The sequence below is a fragment of the Paraburkholderia phenoliruptrix genome, from assembly GCF_047325075.1.
Lineage (GTDB): Bacteria > Pseudomonadota > Gammaproteobacteria > Burkholderiales > Burkholderiaceae > Paraburkholderia > Paraburkholderia phenoliruptrix.
On sequence record NZ_CP168531.1, the window covers coordinates 1877176 to 1897950 of the forward strand.

Annotated in this window: 18 protein-coding genes and 5 tRNA genes; 16 read left to right on the top strand and 7 right to left on the bottom strand. The window is 64.8% G+C overall.

Annotation, left to right across the window (positions count from 1 at the left end):
* Nucleotides 1-2: 2 nt before the first annotated feature.
* Nucleotides 3-1649, top strand: a complete 1647-nt coding sequence (locus ACEN8U_RS20580; protein ID WP_015003120.1) for an ABC transporter ATP-binding protein — start codon at nucleotides 3-5, stop codon at nucleotides 1647-1649.
* A 137-nt stretch (nucleotides 1650-1786) separates the two neighbouring features.
* Complete coding sequence (locus ACEN8U_RS20585; RefSeq protein ID WP_015003119.1) at nucleotides 1787-2452, top strand: C40 family peptidase; 666 nt, start codon at nucleotides 1787-1789, stop codon at nucleotides 2450-2452.
* A 150-nt stretch (nucleotides 2453-2602) separates the two neighbouring features.
* Here the strand turns inward: ACEN8U_RS20585 and ACEN8U_RS20590 are convergent, their stop codons facing one another.
* Nucleotides 2603-3559, bottom strand: a complete 957-nt coding sequence (locus ACEN8U_RS20590; protein ID WP_013588838.1) for a patatin-like phospholipase family protein — start codon at nucleotides 3557-3559, stop codon at nucleotides 2603-2605.
* A 438-nt stretch (nucleotides 3560-3997) separates the two neighbouring features.
* Between ACEN8U_RS20590 and gltX the strand changes: the two genes are divergently transcribed.
* The 7 genes from gltX (at nucleotide 3998) to ACEN8U_RS20625 (ending at nucleotide 6912) form a co-directional block, all read left to right on the top strand.
* Nucleotides 3998-5407 (top strand): glutamate--tRNA ligase, encoded by a 1410-nt coding sequence (gene gltX / locus ACEN8U_RS20595; protein WP_015003116.1) that lies wholly within the window; start codon nucleotides 3998-4000, stop codon nucleotides 5405-5407.
* A gap of 145 nt (nucleotides 5408-5552) precedes the next feature.
* Nucleotides 5553-5628 (top strand) — tRNA-Ala (locus ACEN8U_RS20600).
* Between the two features lie 179 nt (nucleotides 5629-5807).
* A tRNA-Glu gene (locus ACEN8U_RS20605) sits at nucleotides 5808-5883 on the top strand.
* An 81-nt stretch (nucleotides 5884-5964) separates the two neighbouring features.
* Nucleotides 5965-6041, top strand: a tRNA-Asp gene (locus ACEN8U_RS20610).
* Between the two features lie 61 nt (nucleotides 6042-6102).
* Nucleotides 6103-6178, top strand: a tRNA-Glu gene (locus tag ACEN8U_RS20615).
* A gap of 50 nt (nucleotides 6179-6228) precedes the next feature.
* Nucleotides 6229-6305 (top strand) — tRNA-Asp (locus ACEN8U_RS20620).
* 142 nt (nucleotides 6306-6447) lie between these two features.
* Entirely contained in the window at nucleotides 6448-6912 is a 465-nt protein-coding gene (locus tag ACEN8U_RS20625) for a GNAT family N-acetyltransferase (protein WP_013588836.1), read from the top strand.
* Nucleotides 6913-6927: 15 nt separating this feature from the next.
* Here ACEN8U_RS20625 and ACEN8U_RS20630 read toward each other — a convergent pair whose 3' ends face one another.
* Nucleotides 6928-7842 (bottom strand): AraC family transcriptional regulator, encoded by a 915-nt coding sequence (locus tag ACEN8U_RS20630; protein WP_041745528.1) that lies wholly within the window; start codon nucleotides 7840-7842, stop codon nucleotides 6928-6930.
* A gap of 180 nt (nucleotides 7843-8022) precedes the next feature.
* On the opposite strand from ACEN8U_RS20630, the gene ACEN8U_RS20635 reads away from it, so the two are divergent.
* Nucleotides 8023-8424 (top strand): gamma-glutamylcyclotransferase, encoded by a 402-nt coding sequence (locus ACEN8U_RS20635; protein WP_015003114.1) that lies wholly within the window; start codon nucleotides 8023-8025, stop codon nucleotides 8422-8424.
* 139 nt (nucleotides 8425-8563) lie between these two features.
* Here the strand turns inward: ACEN8U_RS20635 and aceB are convergent, their stop codons facing one another.
* Nucleotides 8564-10165 (bottom strand): malate synthase A, encoded by a 1602-nt coding sequence (gene aceB / locus ACEN8U_RS20640; protein ID WP_013588833.1) that lies wholly within the window; start codon nucleotides 10163-10165, stop codon nucleotides 8564-8566.
* A gap of 94 nt (nucleotides 10166-10259) precedes the next feature.
* Nucleotides 10260-11126: a (S)-2-haloacid dehalogenase gene (locus ACEN8U_RS20645; protein ID WP_041745526.1), complete on the bottom strand. Its 867-nt coding sequence runs from the start codon at nucleotides 11124-11126 to the stop codon at nucleotides 10260-10262.
* A 148-nt stretch (nucleotides 11127-11274) separates the two neighbouring features.
* Here ACEN8U_RS20645 and ACEN8U_RS20650 point away from each other — a divergent pair, with 148 nt between their 5' ends.
* Nucleotides 11275-12177, top strand: coding sequence for a LysR family transcriptional regulator (locus ACEN8U_RS20650; protein ID WP_015003111.1), 903 nt, complete (start codon nucleotides 11275-11277; stop codon nucleotides 12175-12177).
* Between the two features lie 137 nt (nucleotides 12178-12314).
* Nucleotides 12315-12749, top strand: coding sequence for a universal stress protein (locus tag ACEN8U_RS20655; protein ID WP_013588830.1), 435 nt, complete (start codon nucleotides 12315-12317; stop codon nucleotides 12747-12749).
* Between the two features lie 295 nt (nucleotides 12750-13044).
* Here the strand turns inward: ACEN8U_RS20655 and aceA are convergent, their stop codons facing one another.
* The 3 genes from aceA to ACEN8U_RS20670 form a co-directional block, all read right to left on the bottom strand.
* Complete coding sequence (aceA, locus tag ACEN8U_RS20660) at nucleotides 13045-14352, bottom strand: isocitrate lyase (RefSeq protein ID WP_015003110.1); 1308 nt, start codon at nucleotides 14350-14352, stop codon at nucleotides 13045-13047.
* Nucleotides 14353-14894: 542 nt separating this feature from the next.
* A complete protein-coding gene (locus ACEN8U_RS20665) occupies nucleotides 14895-16505 on the bottom strand; it encodes a DEAD/DEAH box helicase (RefSeq protein ID WP_041745523.1) in 1611 nt (536 codons plus the stop codon).
* A gap of 418 nt (nucleotides 16506-16923) precedes the next feature.
* The gene (locus tag ACEN8U_RS20670) at nucleotides 16924-17193 is read right to left on the bottom strand and encodes an acyl-CoA-binding protein (RefSeq protein ID WP_013588827.1); all 270 of its coding nucleotides are present in this window, start codon (nucleotides 17191-17193) and stop codon (nucleotides 16924-16926) included.
* Nucleotides 17194-17338: 145 nt separating this feature from the next.
* Between ACEN8U_RS20670 and tsaB the strand changes: the two genes are divergently transcribed.
* Genes tsaB through ACEN8U_RS20690 form a run of 4 tightly spaced genes read left to right on the top strand, consistent with a single transcriptional unit; the run spans nucleotide 17339 to nucleotide 20769 of the window.
* A complete protein-coding gene (gene tsaB / locus ACEN8U_RS20675) occupies nucleotides 17339-18148 on the top strand; it encodes a tRNA (adenosine(37)-N6)-threonylcarbamoyltransferase complex dimerization subunit type 1 TsaB (RefSeq protein WP_041745521.1) in 810 nt (269 codons plus the stop codon).
* Nucleotides 18145-18639: a ribosomal protein S18-alanine N-acetyltransferase gene (rimI, locus tag ACEN8U_RS20680; RefSeq protein ID WP_013588825.1), complete on the top strand. Its 495-nt coding sequence runs from the start codon at nucleotides 18145-18147 to the stop codon at nucleotides 18637-18639. Before tsaB ends, rimI begins: the two co-directional genes overlap by 4 nt.
* Nucleotides 18626-19762: a uracil-DNA glycosylase gene (locus ACEN8U_RS20685; RefSeq protein ID WP_015003107.1), complete on the top strand. Its 1137-nt coding sequence runs from the start codon at nucleotides 18626-18628 to the stop codon at nucleotides 19760-19762. The genes rimI and ACEN8U_RS20685 overlap by 14 nt, the downstream gene beginning before the upstream one ends.
* Complete coding sequence (locus ACEN8U_RS20690) at nucleotides 19759-20769, top strand: DUF1853 family protein (protein ID WP_015003106.1); 1011 nt, start codon at nucleotides 19759-19761, stop codon at nucleotides 20767-20769. Before ACEN8U_RS20685 ends, ACEN8U_RS20690 begins: the two co-directional genes overlap by 4 nt.
* Nucleotides 20770-20775 lie beyond the last annotated feature (6 nt).

A 20775-nucleotide genomic window follows, 5' to 3' on the forward strand; every position in this document is an offset into this window, starting at 1 on the left:
GCATGCAACGGCAAACCCATGCACAGCAGCACGACAGCGGCAACGGCGGGAGCGGTGTGCCGCTGCTGGATCTGGATCGCCTTCATGTGAGCTTCGGCGAAACGGTGGCCGTGAACGACGTCACGTTGACGATCCGGCGCGGCGAACGCCTCGCGCTCGTCGGCGAATCGGGGTCGGGCAAGAGCGTGACGGCGCTGTCGGTCTTGCGTCTGTTGAGCGACGCGCAGGTGAGCGGATCGATCCGTTTCGACGGCGAGGACCTGCTTGCCAAAAGCGAGCGTGAGATGCGCGGGCTGCGCGGCTCTGACATCGCGATGATCTTTCAGGAGCCGATGACGGCGCTCAATCCGCTCTACACGGTGGGCGATCAGATCGCGGAGACGATTGTGGTGCACGACGGCGTTTCGGCAGCGGAGGCCCGCAAGCGCGCGGTCGCATTGCTCGGACGCACGGGCATTCCCGAGCCGGGCAAGCGCGTGAACAGCTATCCGCACGAACTCTCGGGCGGCCAGCGGCAGCGCGCAATGATCGCCATGGCGCTCGCGTGCCGTCCGCGTCTATTGCTCGCCGACGAGCCGACCACCGCGCTTGACGTGACGATTCGCGCGCAGATCGTCGATTTGCTGCTGGAACTGCAGCGCGACGAAGCCGAAAAGCGCGGCATGGCCGTGCTGCTGATCACGCATGACCTGAACCTCGTGCGCAACTTCGCCGAGCGTATCGCGGTAATGGAAAAGGGCGTGCTCGTCGAGAGCGGGCCGGTCGAGCAGGTGTTCGGCTCGCCGCAGCATCCCTACACGCAGCGGCTGCTCGCGAGCCGGCCGCAGCGGACCGTGGTGCCGGTGCTGCCCATTGCGCCGGTGCTGCTGGAAGCCCGCGATGTGTCCGTCGATTTCAAAACGAAGTTGCCGGGGTTTGCCGGCTGGTTCCGCTCGGGGCGCTTTCGCGCCGTCGCCGATGCGAGCGTTTCGCTGCGGCAAGGTGAGACGCTCGGGATCGTCGGCGAATCCGGTTCGGGCAAGTCGACGCTCGCCATGGCCTTGCTCGGCCTGCAGCGCACGGCGCACGGCGAGATCGAATTCCAGGGCAGGGCGCTGGGCAGCTACCGCGGCACGGAACAGACGGCGTTGCGCTCGAACATGCAGGTGGTGTTTCAGGACCCTTTCAGCTCGCTTTCGCCGCGCCAGACCATCGAGCGGATCGTCGGCGAGGGACTGGCCCTGCACCGGCCGCAAATGTCGCCGCAAGCGCGCCGCGACAAGGTGCTGGCGGTCTTGCGCGAGGTCGGCATCGACCGCACCGCGTTGCTGCGCTACCCGCATGAGTTCTCGGGCGGCCAGCGGCAGCGCATCGCCATCGCGCGCGCGCTGGTGGTCGAGCCGCGCATTCTGATCCTCGATGAGCCCACCAGCGCGCTCGACGTCTCCATTCAGCAGCAAGTGCTGAAATTGCTGGCCGGGTTGCAACAGAAGTACAACCTCGGCTTCGTTTTCATCAGCCACGACCTGGCTGTGATCGGGGCGATGGCGCACCGCGTGGCGGTCATGCAAAACGGTTCTATCGTCGAAAGTGGAGACGTTGAGAAAATCTTTGCGACCCCTTCGCACCCCTACACTCGAAAGCTCCTGAAAGCCGCGCTGGACCGTTGATTTTTCACCCTTTCACCAATTGGGTGCGCCTCTCGATTGTATTTTTCTATTTGTTTTGACACATGAATACTTACTGGCTAGTATCGACCAAACTTTTTTCCGTAGACCCCTGATTCTTTAGCAAAAACTACCGACCAATGCAGCACAGAAATCTGACCCAGGCTTGCACGCGCGCCGTCGCCGGGATGTTCATTGGCGTCTTGATCGCAGCAGCTCCCGGCGTTTTCGCCGACGAAGTAAGCAGTTTCAATCAGAATGCCTCATTTTCGCCGAGCACGTCGGCGAATTCCCCGTCCTCTTCCAGCTCCCAGTCCGTCGGCGGAAACACCGACGGCAGCGCGAAATCGTTCCTGTCGGGCATGGCCGGCAAAGCGGGCGACGTCGTGGTCGGCGCGCTGAACATGATCGGCGTGCGCTACCGCTGGGGCGGCAATACGCCGGATTCGGGGCTCGATTGCAGCGGCTTCGTGCGCTACGTGTTCCAGGACACGCTGGGCATGGCGCTGCCGCGCCGCGCCGAGGAAATGAGCCGCGTCGGCGAAAAGGTCCGCGTGAGCGATCTGAAGCCGGGAGACCTGGTGTTCTTCAACACCATGCGCCGCACGTTCTCGCACGTGGGCATCTATATCGGCGACAACAAGTTCGTGCATTCGCCGTCCACCGGCAGCACGATCCGCGTCGACGACATGGATGACGGCTACTGGGAAAAGCGCTTCACCGGCGCGCGCCGGATCGAGACGTCGTACCAGAGCGGCGAAGATCTGCGCAAGCGCGTGAATGCGACGATCGGCGGAAACAACTGATTTTTGCCGCCAGGCGGTGCAGGCGCACCGCCTGGAGCCGAAGCCACAGTAAAAAAGCCTGCTTCGAAAGAAGCAGGCTTTTTCGTTGACGGCCCGTCTACGGGTGAGGCCGTGCGCAGCCGCGACTGGCGGCCGCGATCCCTGACCTCGCTAAACCGCCGCGCGGCTCGCCGTCAGCTTGCGTTGCAGCTCCGGCATGATCTTCGCGACGGCTTCTTCGCCGGCGAGAATCGCGGCGTTGCGCTGCGAGAAGTCGCTGCCGCTCATGGCCGCGAGATTCGGCCGGATCACGACGTCGGCATATTTGTCGAGTTCATAGGCCTTGATGGTCTGGCCCATGATCGTGAAAGTCTGCATGAGCACATCGAACGAGCTGGCTGTGAGGCCGCTTTCCGGGCGCTGCGAGATATCCACCGCGATCACGAAGTCCGCGCCCATCTTGCGTGCGAACGATGCGGGCACCGGACTCACGAGACCGCCGTCCACATATTCATGCCCGCCGATTTTCACCGGCTCGAAAATGGACGGCACGCTGCACGACGCCCGCACCGCCACGCCGGTATTGCCGCGCTGAAAGAGAATGGGCTGGCCGGTTTTCAGGTCGGTGGCGACGACGCCGAGCGGCTTCACCATTTTCTCGATCGGCCGATTGTTGAGCGTCGTGTTCAGATAATTCTGCAGCGCGATGCCTTGCAGCAGGCCGCGCGTGCGAAACGGCATCGCCCAGTCGCTGATCGACGCTTCGTCCATGGTCAGCGCGAGCTTGTTCAGCGCGAAGCCGTTCATGCCCGACGCATAGAGCGCGCCGACCACCGACCCGGCGCTCGTGCCGGCGACGAGGTCCACCTGAATATTGCGCGCCTCCAGCGCCTTGATCACGCCGATGTGCGCGAAACCGCGCGCCGCGCCGCCGCCAAGCGCGAGCGCGACCCGAAGCGGGCGCTGCGGCTTGTCGAGCGGCGGGGTGCTCGTGCCTGGCGTGGCGGTGCCATTCGACGTCGACATTCCGTCGATTTTGCTGCCGGCCGTGGTGCAGGCGGCCAGCACCGCCGAGGCGGCGGCGAGCGAAAAGTTGCGACGGCCGAAACGAGGTGACGAAGGTTTCAACGAATTCTCCAGCAACGGCACAGGCGGCGTGACGGGCGCCGCCTCGTGCCGCGATCAGGCAAAGGTCGAGGCGACCGCGATAAGCGGTTTCATGCGCGCGGGCGGCGTGTGTGCCCTGGCGCGCGCACATCATAAAGCAAAGCGGCGCGGGCGCGCGGGCCTGTAATGAAACGTTGCAGAGACACCGCCTCTCGGCGACAGCACGCGATCAGGACGCCTTCAGGGCACCATCGGGACGCAATCACGACGCCACCGGGACGCGCTCGCCTGGCCGTTCGGACGAGGGCGGCGCGCCGCTCTCGAAAGGTATAATTCGGCTCTTGCTTTGATTCCTTCGTGTCCATGCACGGCTGTCGTCCTGCTGCATGGACGCGGTTCGCTGCCGCGCCTGACTGGCTATATCTGTCCGGCGCCGGCGCCCGTCTTCGAGTAACGCTAATGACCACCTCCGTTCGCACCCGTTTCGCACCGAGTCCCACCGGCTTCATTCACCTCGGCAACATCCGCTCCGCGCTTTATCCGTGGGCGTTCGCGCGCAAGATGAAAGGGACCTTCGTGCTGCGGATCGAGGACACCGACGTCGAGCGTTCCACCACTGAATCCGTCGACGCGATTCTGGAAGGCATGGAATGGCTCGGCCTCGATTTCGACGAAGGCCCGTTCTACCAGATGCAGCGCATGGACCGCTACCGCGAGGTGCTTCAGCAGATGCGCGACGCGGGGCTCGTGTATCCGTGCTACATGTCGACCGAAGAACTCGACGCGCTGCGCGAGCGCCAGCGCGAAGCCGGTGAAAAACCGCGCTACGACGGCACGTGGCGTCCCGAGCCGGGCAAGGTGTTGCCCGAACCGCCGGCGGGCGTGCAGCCCGTGCTGCGCTTCCGTAATCCGCTCACCGGCACGGTGGCCTGGGACGACGCGGTAAAAGGGCGCATCGAAATCTCGAACGAGGAGCTGGACGACCTCGTGATCGCGCGGCCCGACGGCACGCCGACCTATAACTTCTGCGTGGTGGTGGACGATCTGGACATGCGCATCACGCACGTGATTCGCGGCGACGATCACGTGAACAACACGCCGCGGCAGATCAATATTCTGCGCGCACTCGGCGGCGAGCCGCCGGTGTACGCGCACTTGCCGACCGTGCTCAACGAGCAGGGCGAAAAGATGAGCAAGCGTCACGGCGCGATGAGCGTAATGGGTTATCGCGACGCCGGCTACCTGCCCGAAGCCGTGGTGAACTATCTCGCGCGCCTCGGCTGGTCGCATGGCGACGCGGAGATTTTCTCGCGCGAGCAGTTTGTCGAATGGTTCGATCTGGAACATCTCGGCAAGTCGCCGGCGCAATACGACCACGACAAGCTCAACTGGCTCAACGCGCATTACATCAAGGAAGCGGACAACGCGCGCCTTGCCGGCCTCGCGCGGCCGTTCCTCGCTGAACTGGGTATCGACGAGGCGGCCATCGCGCGAGGCGCCGACCTGAGCGCCGTGGTGGGCTTGCTGAAGGACCGCGCGTCCACGGTCAAGGAGATTGCAGAGAGCGCGGCGATGTTCTATCGCACGCCCGCCCCGGATGCGGAAGCCCTCGCGCAACATGTGACCGACGCAGTGCGCCCGGCGCTCGGCGAGCTGGCTGCCGCATTGAAGACCGTCGAGTGGACCAAGGAGGCGATCGCCGCCGCGCTCAAGGCCACGCTTTCCGCACACAAACTGAAGATGCCGCAACTCGCCATGCCGGTTCGGCTGCTGGTGGCGGGCACGACGCATACGCCGTCTATCGATACGGTGCTGATGCTGTTCGGCCGCGATGTGGTGGTGAGCCGTATCGAGAAAGCGTTGGCATAACGCGATCGCGGCACGCCTGGCCAGAGCGTTCGCGCGTGCGTTGAGAGGGATTGCATGCGTCTTCGGAAAAAAGTCGCATGCAATTGCTCAAAGGGTATTTACAAAGCGCAAATTGGCCTCTAGAATCTCGTTTCTGTTCTGCAAGGGGGGTATAGCTCAGCTGGGAGAGCGCTTGCATGGCATGCAAGAGGTCAGCGGTTCGATCCCGCTTACCTCCACCATCAGAGCAGAGTGAAGTCGTTCCGAAGTCTGGAACTTGTAGCAAAAAAGACTTCCCAAACAGCAGTATCGTAGTTAAAATAGCGGTCTTCGCAGTTGACGAAACGAATAACTGGCAAGCAGCTTCATGTTAGTTAATTCAAGGTCAGCGGTGAGTAAAAGACAGATCTGAAAAGATTATGTCCCCTTCGTCTAGAGGCCTAGGACATCACCCTTTCACGGTGAGTACAGGGGTTCGAATCCCCTAGGGGACGCCAAACATCGGCGTCGCTTTATGAAGTAAAGCAGCGCAGCTTGCAGAGAAATAACCGACGCTCGCAAGCCAGGGTGTAAAGACTGGAGTGGTAGTTCAGTCGGTTAGAATACCGGCCTGTCACGCCGGGGGTCGCGGGTTCGAGTCCCGTCCACTCCGCCAGACAAAGCCCGTTCATACAAACTTGAACGGGCTTTTTCATTAAAGGTGTAAGCAGTACGTTGTCCCCTTCGTCTAGAGGCCTAGGACATCACCCTTTCACGGTGAGTACAGGGGTTCGAATCCCCTAGGGGACGCCAGAACATCGGCGTCGTTCGGTAGGAAGTTGAACGGTGCAGTGTGAAAATCTGGAGCGGTAGTTCAGTTGGTTAGAATACCGGCCTGTCACGCCGGGGGTCGCGGGTTCGAGTCCCGTCCGCTCCGCCAGATTTGAAAAGCCCACTTCGAAAGGAGTGGGCTTTTTTTATTTCCGCTGCCTGCCAGCCTGGCTATGCTCGGGACAAACAGCCATTGCCAGCGCGCGCGGCCTGTTTTACCGTTTATCCCGACTTCTCTTCGTCGTGCCGCCATGTTCGATCCAACCGAAGCTCCGTCACCGTTCCATCTGCGCAAAGCCAGCATGGACGATTTCGAGTTTGCCGAGGCGCTGACTCACGGCAACATGGGCGGCTACTATCAGCGGCATCATCTTGTCTGGCGCGGCGATCTCTTTCTCGGCAGCTGGCGCGAGTCGGAAAACTTCATCCTCGAAATGGACGGCAAGGCGATCGGCGTGCTGCGCATCACGCAGGAGGGCGATTCGCTGCATATTCGCGACGTCCAGATCGCGGAAGGCTACCGGCGCCTCGGCGCCGGCACCTATCTGCTCGACATGTCGCACCAATGGGCGCGCGAGCGCGGTCTGCGCGAACTGCAGTTGCGCGTGTTCGTCGACAACCCCGCGGCACGGCTCTATCAGCGCAAGGGCTACAAGCTCGCCGGGCCGCGGCTCGCGCAGCTTGGCGCGATCCGTCATCTGGCGCGGCGGGTTTGAGGTGACGATTCGCGTTTAGCGGTGCACGCCGCCGGGCGCGTCCGCGTGGTTCGACGCCGTCTCTTCAACGCGTGCATCGGCAGAAACGGCGTCGTCGACGCTTTCGCCATTGTCCAGCCGATGTTCCGAGCCACGTTCGATAAACGCGCGCGGACTTTCGCCAAAGGCCCGGCGAAACATCGCGGAAAACGCGCTCTGACTCTGATAGCCCAACTCCTGCGCGACATGGGAGAGCGGCCGCCCCTGGCTCAGCAAAGGGATCGCGCGCGCCAGAATCGCCTGTTGCCGCCACTGCGAAAAACTCACGCCGAGTTCCTGGCGGAAGAGCCGCGCGATGGTGCGCGTACTGGCGCCGACGCTCGCCGCCCATTGTTCGAGCGACTCGGCGGGCGTCGGATCGGCGATCACCGCCTCGCACAGCGCACGCAGGCGCTTTTCGTTCGGCATCGGCACGGAAAGGGGCAGCGGTTCGGAGCGCGTCAGCTCGTCGAGCGCGAGTGCGCCCAGCAGGCGTTCGCGCTCGGGCGAGATGCCGGGCGTATCCAGCGCGGCAATCACCTCGCGCAGCAGGTTCGAGACTTCGACCACGCGCGGCGCGTCGAGCCCCGCAGGCACAGCGTTTTCGGTGATGTACAGCGTGCGCAGAAACGCGTCCTCCACGGCGACGACCTCATGTGTGACATGCGGCGGCACCCAGATGGCGCGCGAGGGCGGTACCATCCACGTGGTGCCGGTCGTGGCCACCCGCAGCACGCCGCGCGGCGCGTACGCGACCTGCGCCCACGCATGCTGATGACGCGCGAAATGCGAACCCATGGGCATGGGCCGCGAGCGCACGCGAATGGGGTGCGCTTCGTTCGGCTGGAATTCTGGCGGCGTGTCGGTCAGGCTGACGAAGCTCGACCGGTCCGAACCGGCGTACGGAGTCATGACAAAGGTCGATCCAAAAACGAAACGCCACAAACGTAACGCCACAAACGAAACGCGGCGATATGAAACGCGGCGATATGAAGCGCGATCGCGGGCGGGTTTCCATTGTAGAGCGTGTGCGCTTTGCGCCGTTGCATAATGGCGGGATTGTCGACCCCTACTCGAGGAGCACGAACGACGATGCAAACCGTCTTTGTCTACGGCACGCTGCGAGCGGGCGAAGTGAACGACATCCGCGATGCCGCGGCGCGCAACGAGATCGCCGAGCCGACGCTGCTCGGAACGGCCACGGTTCGCGGCCATCTGTTCGACTTCGGCTCGTACCCGGGCCTCGTCGTCGACGAAGAGGGCGTGGAAGTGATCGGCGACGTCTACGAGATCGACGATGAACTCGTTGCCGTGCTCGACGAAATCGAGGCGGTGTACCCCGGCGTCGAAGATCGCTTTCTGGCGCGCGAAGTCATGGTGAAAGTGGACGGCAATGTGGTGAATTGCCGCTTCTATCCGGTCGCGCCTCACGCGGTGAAAGGGCTGCCCGAAATCCGATCCGGCGATTGGGTCAAACACCGCACGACGCGCTGATCCAACGCCGCAGCGCAAGCGCACCCACGGGCACCGACCCGCGGCACAAAAAAACGGCCCGCGAGGCAACGAGGCCTGGCGGGCCGTCAGGCCGGTCAATCTTCTCGCCAGCTCGCCGTGACGAGCCGCACATTCACGTTCAAATTTCTTCGTAGAGCGGCAGCGTCAGGAAGTCAGTGAACTGCGCGGACGTCGACATCTGCTCGAAGATTTGCGCAGCGCGCTCGTACGGCGCGGTATCGCCGCCCACCGCCTGCTTCACCTTGTCGAGTTCCTGCACGGCCAGCTCGCGCACCAGTTCAGCGGTCACCTTGCGGCCGTCGTCGAGCGTGCCCTTCGGCGAGCGGATCCATTGCCACACCTGCGAGCGCGAAATCTCGGCGGTCGCGGCGTCTTCCATCAGGTTGTGGATCGGCACGCAGCCATTGCCCGCGAGCCACGAACCCAGGTAGTGAATGCCGACGTTGATGTTGTTGCGCAAACCGGCTTCGGTAATCGGCGTCTCCGGGCGGAAGTCGAGCAGATCCGTCGCGGTGACGAGCACGTCGTCGCGTTGCTTGCCGATCTGGTTCGGCTTGTCCCCCAGCACCTTGACGAATTCTTCCATTGCGATAGGCACGAGCCCCGGGTGCGCGACCCAGCCGCCGTCGTAGCCGTCGCCCGCATCGCGCGCCTTGTCCGAGCGCACGCCGGCCATCGCCTTGTCGTTCGCGGCCGGGTCGTTCTTGATCGGAATCAGCGCGCTCATGCCGCCGATAGCCGGCGCATTGCGGCGGTGGCAAGTCTTCAGCAGCAACAGCGCATAGGCGCGCATGAAGGGCGAGGTCATCGTGATCTGCGAGCGGTCTGCGAGGCAGAAGTCGCGGTCGGCCTTGAACTTCTTGATCGCCGAGAAGATGTAGTCCCAGCGGCCCGCGTTCAGGCCCGAGCTGTGTTCACGCAGCTCGTACAGGATTTCGTCCATTTCGAACGCGGCGAGAATGGTTTCGATCAGCACCGTCGCGCGAATCGTGCCGCGCGGCACGCCGACCGCTTCCTGCGCGGCGACGAAGATGTCGTTCCACAGACGCGCCTCGAGGTGGCTTTCCATCTTCGGCAGATAGAAGTAGGGGCCGGAGCCGCGCGCGATCAGTTCCTTCGCGTTATGCACCATGAAGAGCGCGAAGTCGAAGATGCCGCCCGACACGCGCTTGCCGTCCACGCTCACGTGCTTCTCGTCGAGATGCCAGCCGCGCGGGCGCACGATCAGCGTGGCGATGGTGTCGTTCAGCTTGTAGTGCTTGCCGTTCTGCTCCAGCGAAATCGTGCGGCGCACGGCGTCCTTCAGGTTGATATGGCCGGTGATCTGGTTGTCCCAGCTCGGCGCATTCGAATCCTCGAAGTCGGTCATGTACGAATCCGCGCCGGAGTTCAGCGCGTTGATGATCATCTTGCGTTCTACCGGCCCCGTGATTTCGACGCGGCGGCGTTGCAGGTCGTGCGGCAGCGGTGCGATGGTCCAGTCGCTCTCGCGCACGCTCTTCGTCTCGGCGAGGAAGTCGGGGCGCTCGCCCGCGTCGAGACGCTTCGTGCGTTCCGCGCGCGCCTGCAGCAGCTGCTGACGGCGCGGCTCGAAGGTGCGATGCAGCGCGGCGACGAGTTCGAGCGCCTCGCGGGTCAGAATTGCTTCATAACCCGGTTTGATTTCGCCGGTGATTGCCACGCCCTGCGGCAGCGACAGCGATGACTGCGAATTCGCCATGTTTTCTCCTTGGTCGGTCAGATTGCGAAAATGCAAAGTTGAAATGCGGTGAGGTCGTTAAGTGAGTTGTCGAGCCGGTTCGCGTCGCAGAGGCTCATGCGTCTTTACCTGCACGCGCGCGGCTTGCCGCGACAGTGCGTCCTGCCCGCGCCGGTCGTCCTGCCGGGGCAAGCGTGCTCAGAAAGGCCAGCAGATCGCTCATGCCCGCACCCGTGCCATGCGGCGTCACGCCCAGTTCCTCGAGCGGCGCGTTCTGACGGTTGAGCCAGAACGTGGTGAAGCCGAACCAGGTCGCGCCGGCCACGTCCCAGCCATTCGATGAAACGAAAACGATCTCGCGGGCCGCCGCGCCGAAGGCTCGCGTGCCGAGCGCGTAGGCGGCGGGCGCGGGTTTGTACGCGCGCACGGCGTCGACGGACAGCACGTGGTCGAAGAGGCCGCTCATGCCGGCGCTCTTGACCGCGACGTCGAGCATCTGCGGATTGCCGTTCGAAAGAATCGCAAGGCCGGGCCCGTGAGCCGCCGCGTTGTCTCTTGCGGACGAGGCGCCTCTAAGCGCAGCGGTCAAAGGCGCGCCGCCGTCGCCGGAAGCGCGCAGCGCGCGCAGCGCGGGCACCGCATCGGGAAAGGCGGACAGGCACGCGTACTCGTCCATCAGACGTTTTTCAGCGGTGCGGCCGAGCGTCAGTTGCAGTTTTTTTGCCGAGAAACGGAGCGCGTCGAGCGTGATGTCCCAGAACGGCCGATAGTGCGCGGCGCCCTCGCCGTCGCCGGTGCTGGTATCGGCGAGCGTGCGCAACTGCGTATATTCGATCTGCTTTTGCCGCCACAACTGGGAGAGCGCGTCGCCGCGCCCCGGGAAGATCTGCTCCGCGGCAGCGATCACCGAGTGCACGTCGAAGAGCGTGCCGTAGGCGTCGAAAATCACTGCTTGTGGGGAGAGTGTCGTTGTGGCCGACATTGCCGTGCGCTCCTGTCAGAGGTCGGGACAGATTGTATTAGCGCTGCTCTGCGCTAAAAAAGAGGCTAAAGATCACTTGATCTTTTACTTTCATCCACCTAATCTGGCGCGCACCGGCCAACTTTGCCGCCCGAGCGGCGCTCCTTTCATGGACCGTTTCAAGCAGATCGAGACTTTTGTCACCGTCGCGGCCAAAGGCAGCCTGTCGGCCGCGGCGCTCGCCGAGGGTGTCGCGCCGGCGATCATCGGCCGGCGTATCGACGCGCTGGAGGAGCGCCTCGGCGTCAAACTGCTGGTGCGCACCACCCGCAAGATCACGCTGACGTTCGAAGGCTCGGCGTTCCTCGAAGACTGTCAGCGCATCATTCACGACATGCAGAACGCCGAGGCGAGCGTGTCGGCGGGCGGCGTCAAGGCGAGCGGCCATTTGCGGCTCTCCGCGCCGGCCGGTTTCGGGCGCCGCCACGTCGCGCCGCTGGTGCCGGCTTTCACGGTCGCGCATCCGGACGTGTCCATCACGCTCGACCTGTCGGACCGGCTCGTGGATCTCGTCAATGAAGGCTTTGATTGCGCGGTACGGCTCGGCGAGTTGCCCGATTCGTCGCTCGTGTCGCTCAGGCTCGGCGAAAACCGGCGCGTGTGCGTGGCGTCGCCGTCGTATCTGAGCCGGCGCGGCGCGCCGCACAGTCTCGCCGACCTCGCGCAGCACAACTGTCTCGCGCTCGGCGCGAGCGCCAATCAGCAGCGCGGCTGGATGTTCCAGCAGGATGGCAAAGTCGTGTCCATCAAAGTGTCGGGCACGATGGAATGTTCCGACGGCGCGGTGCTGCACGAATGGTGTCTCGAAGGTCACGGCCTCGCGTGGCGCTCGTGGTGGGAAGTCGGCGCGGACATTGCGGCAGGGCGGCTCGTGAGCGTGCTCGACGAATTCGCCGCACCGCCCATCGGCATTCATGCGGTGTTTCCGCAGCGCCGCCATTTGCCGCTGCGAGTGCGACTTTTCCTGGACTTTCTCAAGCATACGTATGGCCTTCCGGACTACTGGGGCTGACGCCACGCAACGGGTTTTCGATATTCGGACAGACCCTCGATGGTGGTCAGGGTCCGGTTTCCGCGACCTACAATCGCTTTAAGGGCGGCAGCAGACGGGCTGCGCGCACGGCAACCGGACACGGATACGGAGGGCTCATGTTCAAGCACATTCTCGTTCCGACCGACGGCTCGGACCTCTCGCGCAAGGCGATCGCCGGCGCCATCGACCTTGCGCAGGCAGTCGGCGCGCGCATCACCGCGTATGCCTGTCTGCCCCAATATCCGTACGCGCCGTTCTCCGATATCGCCGTCGAGCCGCCGTCCGAATTTCTCGACCGCAGCGAACGCGAAGCGCAGGAGCATCTGCGCGAAGTGGAATTTGCCGCGAGCCGCGTCGGGGTGGTGGTCGATCGACGCACGAGCGTGCACCCGGCGCCGTATCTCGGCATCATCGAAGCGGCGGAGCAGAGCGGCTGCGACGTCATCTTCATGGCCTCGCACGGGCGGCGCGGTCTCGGCAGTCTGCTGATCGGCAGCGAAACGCAGCGCGTGCTCACGCATACGAAAATTCCGGTGCTTGTGTATCGCTGAATCCCCGCCAAGCGCCTCGGTCGTTTCCCAGCGAAAAACGCGCCGGCAACTTTTCCGGCGCGTCGTCCGTTCGCCGCACAATCCCACCATCCGCCTGGGTCCGGTTGTGCTGGCTTTATGCAGCCCCCGCCTTATATCGAATCCTCGCCACCGGCGCCGGCCGCTTCCAGCAAAGATGCGGCCAGCCGCCGATGCCGAGGCTCCTCCCTGTTGACGGCGGCTGGCCGGCGCGACCACTGCGCCGTCAGCAACCGTCGTCTGCCTTGTGTTTTCGCGATCAGGCCGCGAGAGGCCGTTACGCGACTTTCTTGTCGAAGAACTGTTCGTCTTCCGTCGAGCCGTGCAGCGCGGTCGTCGACGCTTCGCGCTCCACCGTCTGCGTGACCGCGTCGAAATAGCCCGTGCCCACTTCGCGCTGGTGCTTGACGGCGGTGAAGCCCTTTTCCGCCGCCGCGAATTCGGCCTGCTGCATTTCGACGAACGCGGTCATCTGATTGCGCGCGTAGCCGTGCGCGAGGTTGAACATCGAGTAGTTCAGCGCGTGGAAGCCGGCGAGCGTGATGAACTGGAACTTGTAGCCCATCGCGCCGAGTTCGCGCTGGAACTTGGCGATGGTCGCGTCGTCGAGATTCTTCTTCCAGTTGAACGACGGCGAGCAGTTGTACGACAGCAGTTGATCCGGGTACTCCTTGTGGATCGCGTCGGCGAACTTCTTCGCAAACTCGAGGTCCGGCTTGCCGGTTTCGCACCAGATCATGTCGGCGTACGGCGCATAGGCGAGGCCGCGCGAAATCGCCTGTTCGAGACCCGGCTTCGTGCGGTAGAAGCCTTCGACGGTGCGCTCGCCGGTCAGGAACGGCTTGTCGTTTTCGTCCACGTCCGAGGTGATCAGGTCGGCGGCTTCGGCATCGGTGCGGGCAAGCAGCACGGTCGGCACGCCGGAGACGTCGGCGGCGAGACGCGCGGCCGTCAGCTTGGCAATGTTTTCGCGCGTCGGCACGAGCACCTTGCCGCCCATGTGGCCGCACTTCTTCACCGAGGCGAGCTGGTCTTCGAAGTGCACGCCTGCGGCGCCGGCTTCGATCATGGCCTTCATCAGTTCGAACGCGTTCAGCACGCCGCCGAAACCGGCTTCCGCATCGGCGACGATCGGTGCAAAGTAGTCGATATAGCCTTCGTCGCCCGGATTCTTGCCTTCCGACCACTGGATCTGGTCGGCGCGCGTGAGCGTATTGTTGATGCGCTTGACGACGAGCGGCACCGAATTCGCCGGGTACAACGACTGGTCGGGATACATTTCGCCCGCCACATTCGCGTCGCCCGCCACCTGCCAGCCCGACAGGTAGATCGCCTTCAGCCCGGCCTTGACCTGTTGCATCGCCTGGTTACCGGTGAGCGCGCCGAGCGAGTTGACGAACGGCTCGGTGTTCACGCTGTGCCAGAGTTTTTCGGCGCCGCGCTTCGCGAGCGTGTGCTCGACCTGCAGCGAGCCGCGCAGACGGATCACGTCTTCTGCCGTGTAGCTGCGCTTGACGCCTTTCCAGCGCGGATCGGTTTCCCATTGCTGTTGAAGTTGGCGGGCTTGTTCTTCGCGCGTCGTCATGATGTTCTCCTTGGTTGCCTAAGAAACGGATGGTGGACTCTGTCTTCGCCGTAGCGATCCGCCTTGAGTTCAGCAGCAAGGCGATTCGTTTCGTGAAGTCTTATATAAGAGTCTAGGCAAATCAGTAGGCGCGCAATAGTCGTCGACGAACGATTTTTTAATAATTATATTGATTTAAAATCAATGTGTTGCGATCGGCGTTTCATATAGAGAAACGATTTTTTCCATCTTGCAATAGGCGTCTTTGTGCCTTGCAGCACGATTTTTTACGACGCAAAAAATTTTTTCACATCATGAAATATTGGCAGCGATAAATCGCAGGCGAAAAAAAACCGGTGCAGAGCACCGGTTTTTCATGTCGACCGCGCCGGCTTGGGAGCGCGGTCGGGTCGTTCAACTCACTGTTGCGTTGGTTACTGTGCTGCCAGCGCCAGCCGGATGACAGCTGCCGCCGCGAGGCCGGCAAGGTCGGCAAACTGCCGCCGGCCGGCGCCTTCAGCGCGCGTGGGCGCTGCGCTAACAATAAGGCTTAGCTGCCAGGCTTAGCTGCCGCGACGCGCCGTACGCGGACCGTCGCTGCGGCGCGCGCCGTAGCCGCCGTCACGCGAGCCGCCGTAGCCGTCACGCGAACCGCCGTAGCCGTCACGCGAACCGCCGCTCGACGACTTGCCGGCCCAGCCGCCGCTGCCGCTGCGCGAACCGCCGCCGTTGCCACCCGGCTTGCCCGAGCCGCTGCCGAAGCGGCGTCCGCCGCCATTGCCGCCCGGACGGCCGCGGCCGCCAAAGCCAGGCCGGCCGTTACCCGACGGCGCCGACTTGCGCGGCTCGAAACCTTCGACGACGTTCACCGGCAGCGGCGTGCGCACGAAGCGCTCAATACGCTTCAGCGCGCCCTGTTCGGCGTGATGCACGAGGCTCACCGCGATACCCGAGCGGCCCGCGCGGCCCGTACGGCCGATGCGGTGCACGTAGTCTTCGGCGAACTTCGGCAGGTCGTAGTTGAACACGTGCGTGATGCCCGGAATGTCGATGCCGCGAGCCGCGACGTCCGTTGCGACCAGCACGCGCACGCGGCGCTCGCGCAGTGCGCGAATGGTGCGGTTACGCGCGCCTTGCGGCAGGTCGCCGTGCAGCGCCGCCGATTCGAAGCCCGCGTCGGCAAGACGGCCGGCCAGTTGGTCGGCGTCCATCTTGGTGGCCGTGAAGACGATGGCCTGGTCGAGGCCCGCGTCGCGCAACAGGTGGTCGAGCAGACGGTCCTTGTGATCGCGGTCGTCGACGTAATGAACGGTTTGCGCGATGTTGGTGCGCTGTTCCATGCGCTGAACGATCTCGATACGCTCCGGATCCTTCAGCAGACGGCCGGTCAGCGAACCGATCTTGCCGTCGAGCGTGGCCGAGAACAGCATGGTCTGACGCGTGGCCGGCGTGGCCGCGACGATCGTGTCGATGTCGTCGATGAAGCCCATGTCGAGCATGCGGTCGGCTTCGTCGAGCACGAGAATCTGCAGTTGCGACAGGTCGATGCGGCCGCGCTCCAGGTGGTCGATCAGACGGCCCGGCGTGGCAACGAGGATTTCGGGGTTCTTCGCGAGCAGCATCAATTGCTGGCCGTAAGCGACGCCGCCGAGAATGCTGACGGTGCGCAGGCGCTTCAGGTGCTTGCCGTACGTGGCCGCGGCGGTCGTGACCTGCATGGCGAGTTCGCGGGTCGGCGTCAGCACGAGCATGGTCGGACGGGCAACCGGTTGCGGGCGGCGGCCACGGCCGCCGTCGGCCGGACGCGGCTCGCGCGGCTGGCTGGCCTGCGCCTTTTGCAATTGCGCGAAACGTTCGATGGCGGGCAGCATGAACGCGGCGGTCTTGCCCGAACCGGTCGGGCTCGAGACCAGCAGGTCGCGGCCGGCGATGCCGGCGGGAACCGCGCGCTGCTGAACCGGCGTCGGGTTCTGGTAGCCAGCGGCGGTCAGGGCGGAGACGACATCCGCGGACAGACCGAGCGACGCGAACGTCGGGCCGGCGGGCGCGGCGGTTTCAGCGGCGACGGCCGGCGCGGCAGCAGCGGCTGCGGCTTGGGCGGGAGTGTCGGCGAAACCGAGGGCCTGATCGGCGATGGCGTTCAACGGGCTGCTGGAGGTATTGCTCGAAGTCATGAGAATCCTTAAAACACAGGGAGTTAAAACGTCGGCGCCAATCGGCATACCCAAGTCGTCGGATTCAGCGAGCAAAGAAGCAGCGAGCAAATCGAAAAACGGGGGCAACCCGCAACAATGAAGGCGAGTTTTTCGTTAGAAGCTGTATCGGATGCGACACGCCAACATGGCTTGCCGCCAGCCTGGGACATGATCGCCCGTAGAGGGCTAGGCAGGAGGGGACAGGTTCTAAACTGGATTGGAGCTAAACGCTACGAGGCGCTGCGCCGCAACGGCCGCTGGTGAAAGCCGGGCAAAGCAGTGAAGCGCAGACGGCATTGTATAGGGTTTTGTTGCAGTGCGCCACTATTAGGAGATTTCTTAGGGCAAAACGGGCGGCATGGCGGCGCCAGCAGGCGCCCCCAGGCCGCCCGCAGTTTCAGGCAGACGCGCCGCTCTTCAGCGATTCGACGAGTTCCACGTATTGCTGCTTCGCCGCATCCTGCGAAGTGCCTTTCAGGGCGGCCCACGCGTCGTACTTGTACTTGCCGACGATGTCGGTGAAGCCCGGCTTGTCGCCATGCACGTCGCCTTCGCTCGCCTGCTTGAAGAGCGCGTAAAGGCGCAGCAGCGTGAGGTTGCCCGGGCGCTCGGGCAGTTGCTTGACGTCTTCCTGCGCTTGCGTGAACTGGGTGTCGAGATCCGTCATCTTGATGCTCTCCGGCGGGATGGTCAGGGTCTGCGATCATAACAACCCGATGCCGCCGCGTGGCCGAGGGCTCATTCCAAACGCCGCCGGGTGCGAGCGCGACCAAACCGCATCCGCGCGCGCGGCGCCGATTACAATACGGTCCATGACTCAGACCGTGCTTCTTGCCCTCGATACCTCCACCGAATTCTGCTCGGTCGCGCTGTTGTCCGCCGCCGTCGACACCGCGGACCTGGCTCGCGCCGAGCCGCGCGCGTGGGTCCGCCACGAACACACGGGCGCCGTGTCCAGCACGCGCCTCTTGCCCGCCATCCGCGAACTTTTCGACGAAGCCGGCCTCGCGCTCGCCGACTGCAACGCAGTCGCGTTCGGTTCGGGGCCGGGCTCGTTCACCGGACTGCGCACCGCCACGGGCGTCGCGCAAGGGCTCGCGTTCGGCCTCGATCTGCCGGTCGTGCCGGTCAGCACGCTGCTCGTCTGCGCCGAGAGCGCGCGGCGCCGCGATCCGGCGGCGACGCGTGTGCTGGCGGCGCTCGACGCCCGCATGGACGAGATCTACTGGGCCGACTACGCATGGGACGACGCCCAAGGCGAATGGCGCGTCGTGCACGGCGCATCGCTGGATACGCCGGAGCGGCTCGTCCTGCCCGACGCGCCGTTTACGCTCGGGGGCAATGCGGCCGCGGCTTTCGGCGCGCGGCTGCCGGCGGCCGCCGCCGCCCGAACCGTCGATCCCGAGGCTTTACCGCACGCGCTGCCGCTCGCCTACGCCGCGCTGAGGGCCTTCCATGCCGGCCGCACGGTGCCCGCCGACCAGGCCGCGCCCGAGTACGTGCGCAACAAGGTCGCGCAGACCACGGCCGAGCGCGTCGCGGAGAAAGCGGCCAAAGCAGGGCAGGCGGCGGCGCTGGCCAATGCCGCCCACGACCCCGCGTCGCGCGAGGGACGGCCATGAGCGGCGTGCTGCTGGCGGACCGCTACATGTCGCCGATGACGGAAGGCGACCTGGACGAAGTGGCCGCCATCGAAAAGCTTGCCTATGAGTTCCCCTGGAGCCGCGGCAATTTCGGCGACTCGCTGCGCAACGGCTATTTCGGCGTGTGTCTGCGGCACGTCACCGGCACGCTGATCGGGTATTGCGTGCTGATGCCCGTCGTCGACGAAATGCATCTGCTCAATCTTTGCGTCGCGCCTGCCGCGCAAGGCGCCGGCGCCGGGCTCGCGCTGCTGCGTGAGGCGGTGCGCATTACGCGCGCTGAAAAACTCGACGGACTCTTGCTCGAAGTGCGTCCGTCCAACCATCGGGCGATCCGGCTTTACGAGCGGTTCGGCTTCACGTCGATTGGCCGGCGCAAGAACTATTATCCGGCGCGGCATCGCAGCCGGGAGGACGCCATCGTGATGCGTTTATCGTTTGTGAGGGAGGGCGCGGATGGCGCTCAATGAATCGGTACTGGAAGAGTTCGGACTCGCGCCGCGCTGGGTGCGTCGTGGGATGGCCGCGGCGCAGGAAGCGGCCGGCACGCTGAGTGTGGAGCAGGGCGGCGCGCCCGGGACTTCCGCAGCCGGCTTGCCGCCGGAGCGCTTGCAGAACGGAGAGCGGGCCGGGCGCGCCGGCGATTCGGTGCGCCCGGCCCCGAGCGCGGAGGACGGCACGGAACAACGCATGGAGCGGTCCGGACGCGGTGCACGGCCCGCGTCGCCAACGGAGCGGCAACTTCCGCAGCCCGCAGTCGGCGACAGCGATGCGCGAACTGCTCTGCCGTCGTTCACGCCTGAGCCGCAGCGGGCGTCGTCGCCGGCTGTCGCAAGCCGCGCTCCGCACGTGGCCGAGCCGCCGGCCATGTCCGAGCCGTCCTCCTTCGACGCCCCGCCCGACGACGGCTTCGCATGGTTCGACGATCTGCCGCTGCATCCGCCGGGCGAAGCCCACGCCGCTGTGCCCGCGCTGCCGGCCATCCATACGCTCGACTGGGACGCGCTCTCGGAGCGCGTCGCGAACTGCGAGCGTTGCCGGCTGTGCGAAAAGCGCACCCAAGCCGTATTCGGCGTCGGCGATCGCAACGCCGACTGGATGCTGATCGGCGAAGCGCCCGGCGAAAACGAGGACCGCGTGGGCGAGCCTTTCGTCGGCCAGGCCGGCAAGCTGCTCGACAACATGCTGCGTTCGCTCACGCTCGCGCGCGGCGCGAATGTGTATATCGCCAACGTCATCAAGTGCCGGCCGCCGGGGAACCGCAATCCCGAACCGGACGAAGTCGCGCGCTGCGAACCCTATCTGCAACGCCAGGTGGAGCTCGTCAAGCCGAAGCTGATCGTCGCGCTCGGCCGCTTCGCCGCGCAAAGTCTGCTCAAGACCGACGCGAGTATTTCGTCGCTGCGCGGGCGCGTCCACCAATACGAGGGCGTGCCGGTGATCGTTACCTATCACCCGGCTTATCTGTTGCGCAGCTTGCCCGACAAGGCCAAGGCGTGGGCCGATCTGTGCCTTGCGCGCGACACCTGGCGCGAGGCGGGGGGTGAAGCGGGGCGCGAAGGCGGCGCGGCGTCCGGCGCGGCGCCGCGGTGAGCGCCGAGCCAACGCCGGCAAGCAGCGCTGACCTGCCGCGCGCCGAGCCCGCGACGCTTCGCGATCTGCTCGATACGCTGCACGACCCCGCCGTGCGCGATCTCGCGTGGCTGCTCTTCAGCGCCGATTTGTTGCGTGCGCAACCGCCGGTCGGCGAGCTGGCCACGCTTTTTCATACTTCGGATCAACTCGCCGGGACGTTGCGCTTCTTGCGCCTGCTGGATACGGCGCCCGAGCCCTTGCATCGCGAGCTCGCGGCGACGCGCATCACGCGGCTCGGCCGCTACGCCGAACGCCTGCTGGGCTGGTTCCTGCAACATGGGCCGGCCGCGCGGCTCGTCGCGGCGGGCGTGCCGCTGCGTCGCGCTGGCATCACGCTCGGCGAATGCGATTTCCTGCTGACGACGCCAGAGGGCGCTCAGCTCCACTGGGAGCTCGCGGTGAAGTGCTATCTGCATGCCGGTCACGCAGACGCACACGACGCGTCCAGGCTATCGGACTACGTCGGCCCGAATCTGAAGGACCGCTTCGACCTGAAACTCGCGCATCTGCTTGGCCATCAGTTGCCGTTGAGCGCGCGCGAGGAGTTCGCGTCGACCGGCTACGCGGGAACGTGGACGCCGCAAATGTTCGTCAAAGGGTGGCTGTTCTATCGGCACGGCGGGACAACCGTGGATCCCGTCGAGCTCGATCCCGGGCATGGCCGCGGCTGGTGGGTGACCCATAGCGACTGGCCGCAGTTCGCGTCGGCGCAAGGCGGGCATTGGCGCGTGCTGCCGCGTCTGGAATGGTTGGCGCCGCGGCGCCATACGGCCCACGAACGCGACGCGCTGAACACGCATTTCGCCGACGCCGAAACGCTTGCGCTGCAAACCTCACGTCAACCTGTGCCGACGATGGTCGCTTCGTTCGCCGAAGACAGCGCGGGCAATCTGCTCGAACATGCGCGCGGTTTCATCGTCCCCAACGACTGGCCTCTGCGGGCGCAAGACTACGCGCGGCAGTAGGGCGCC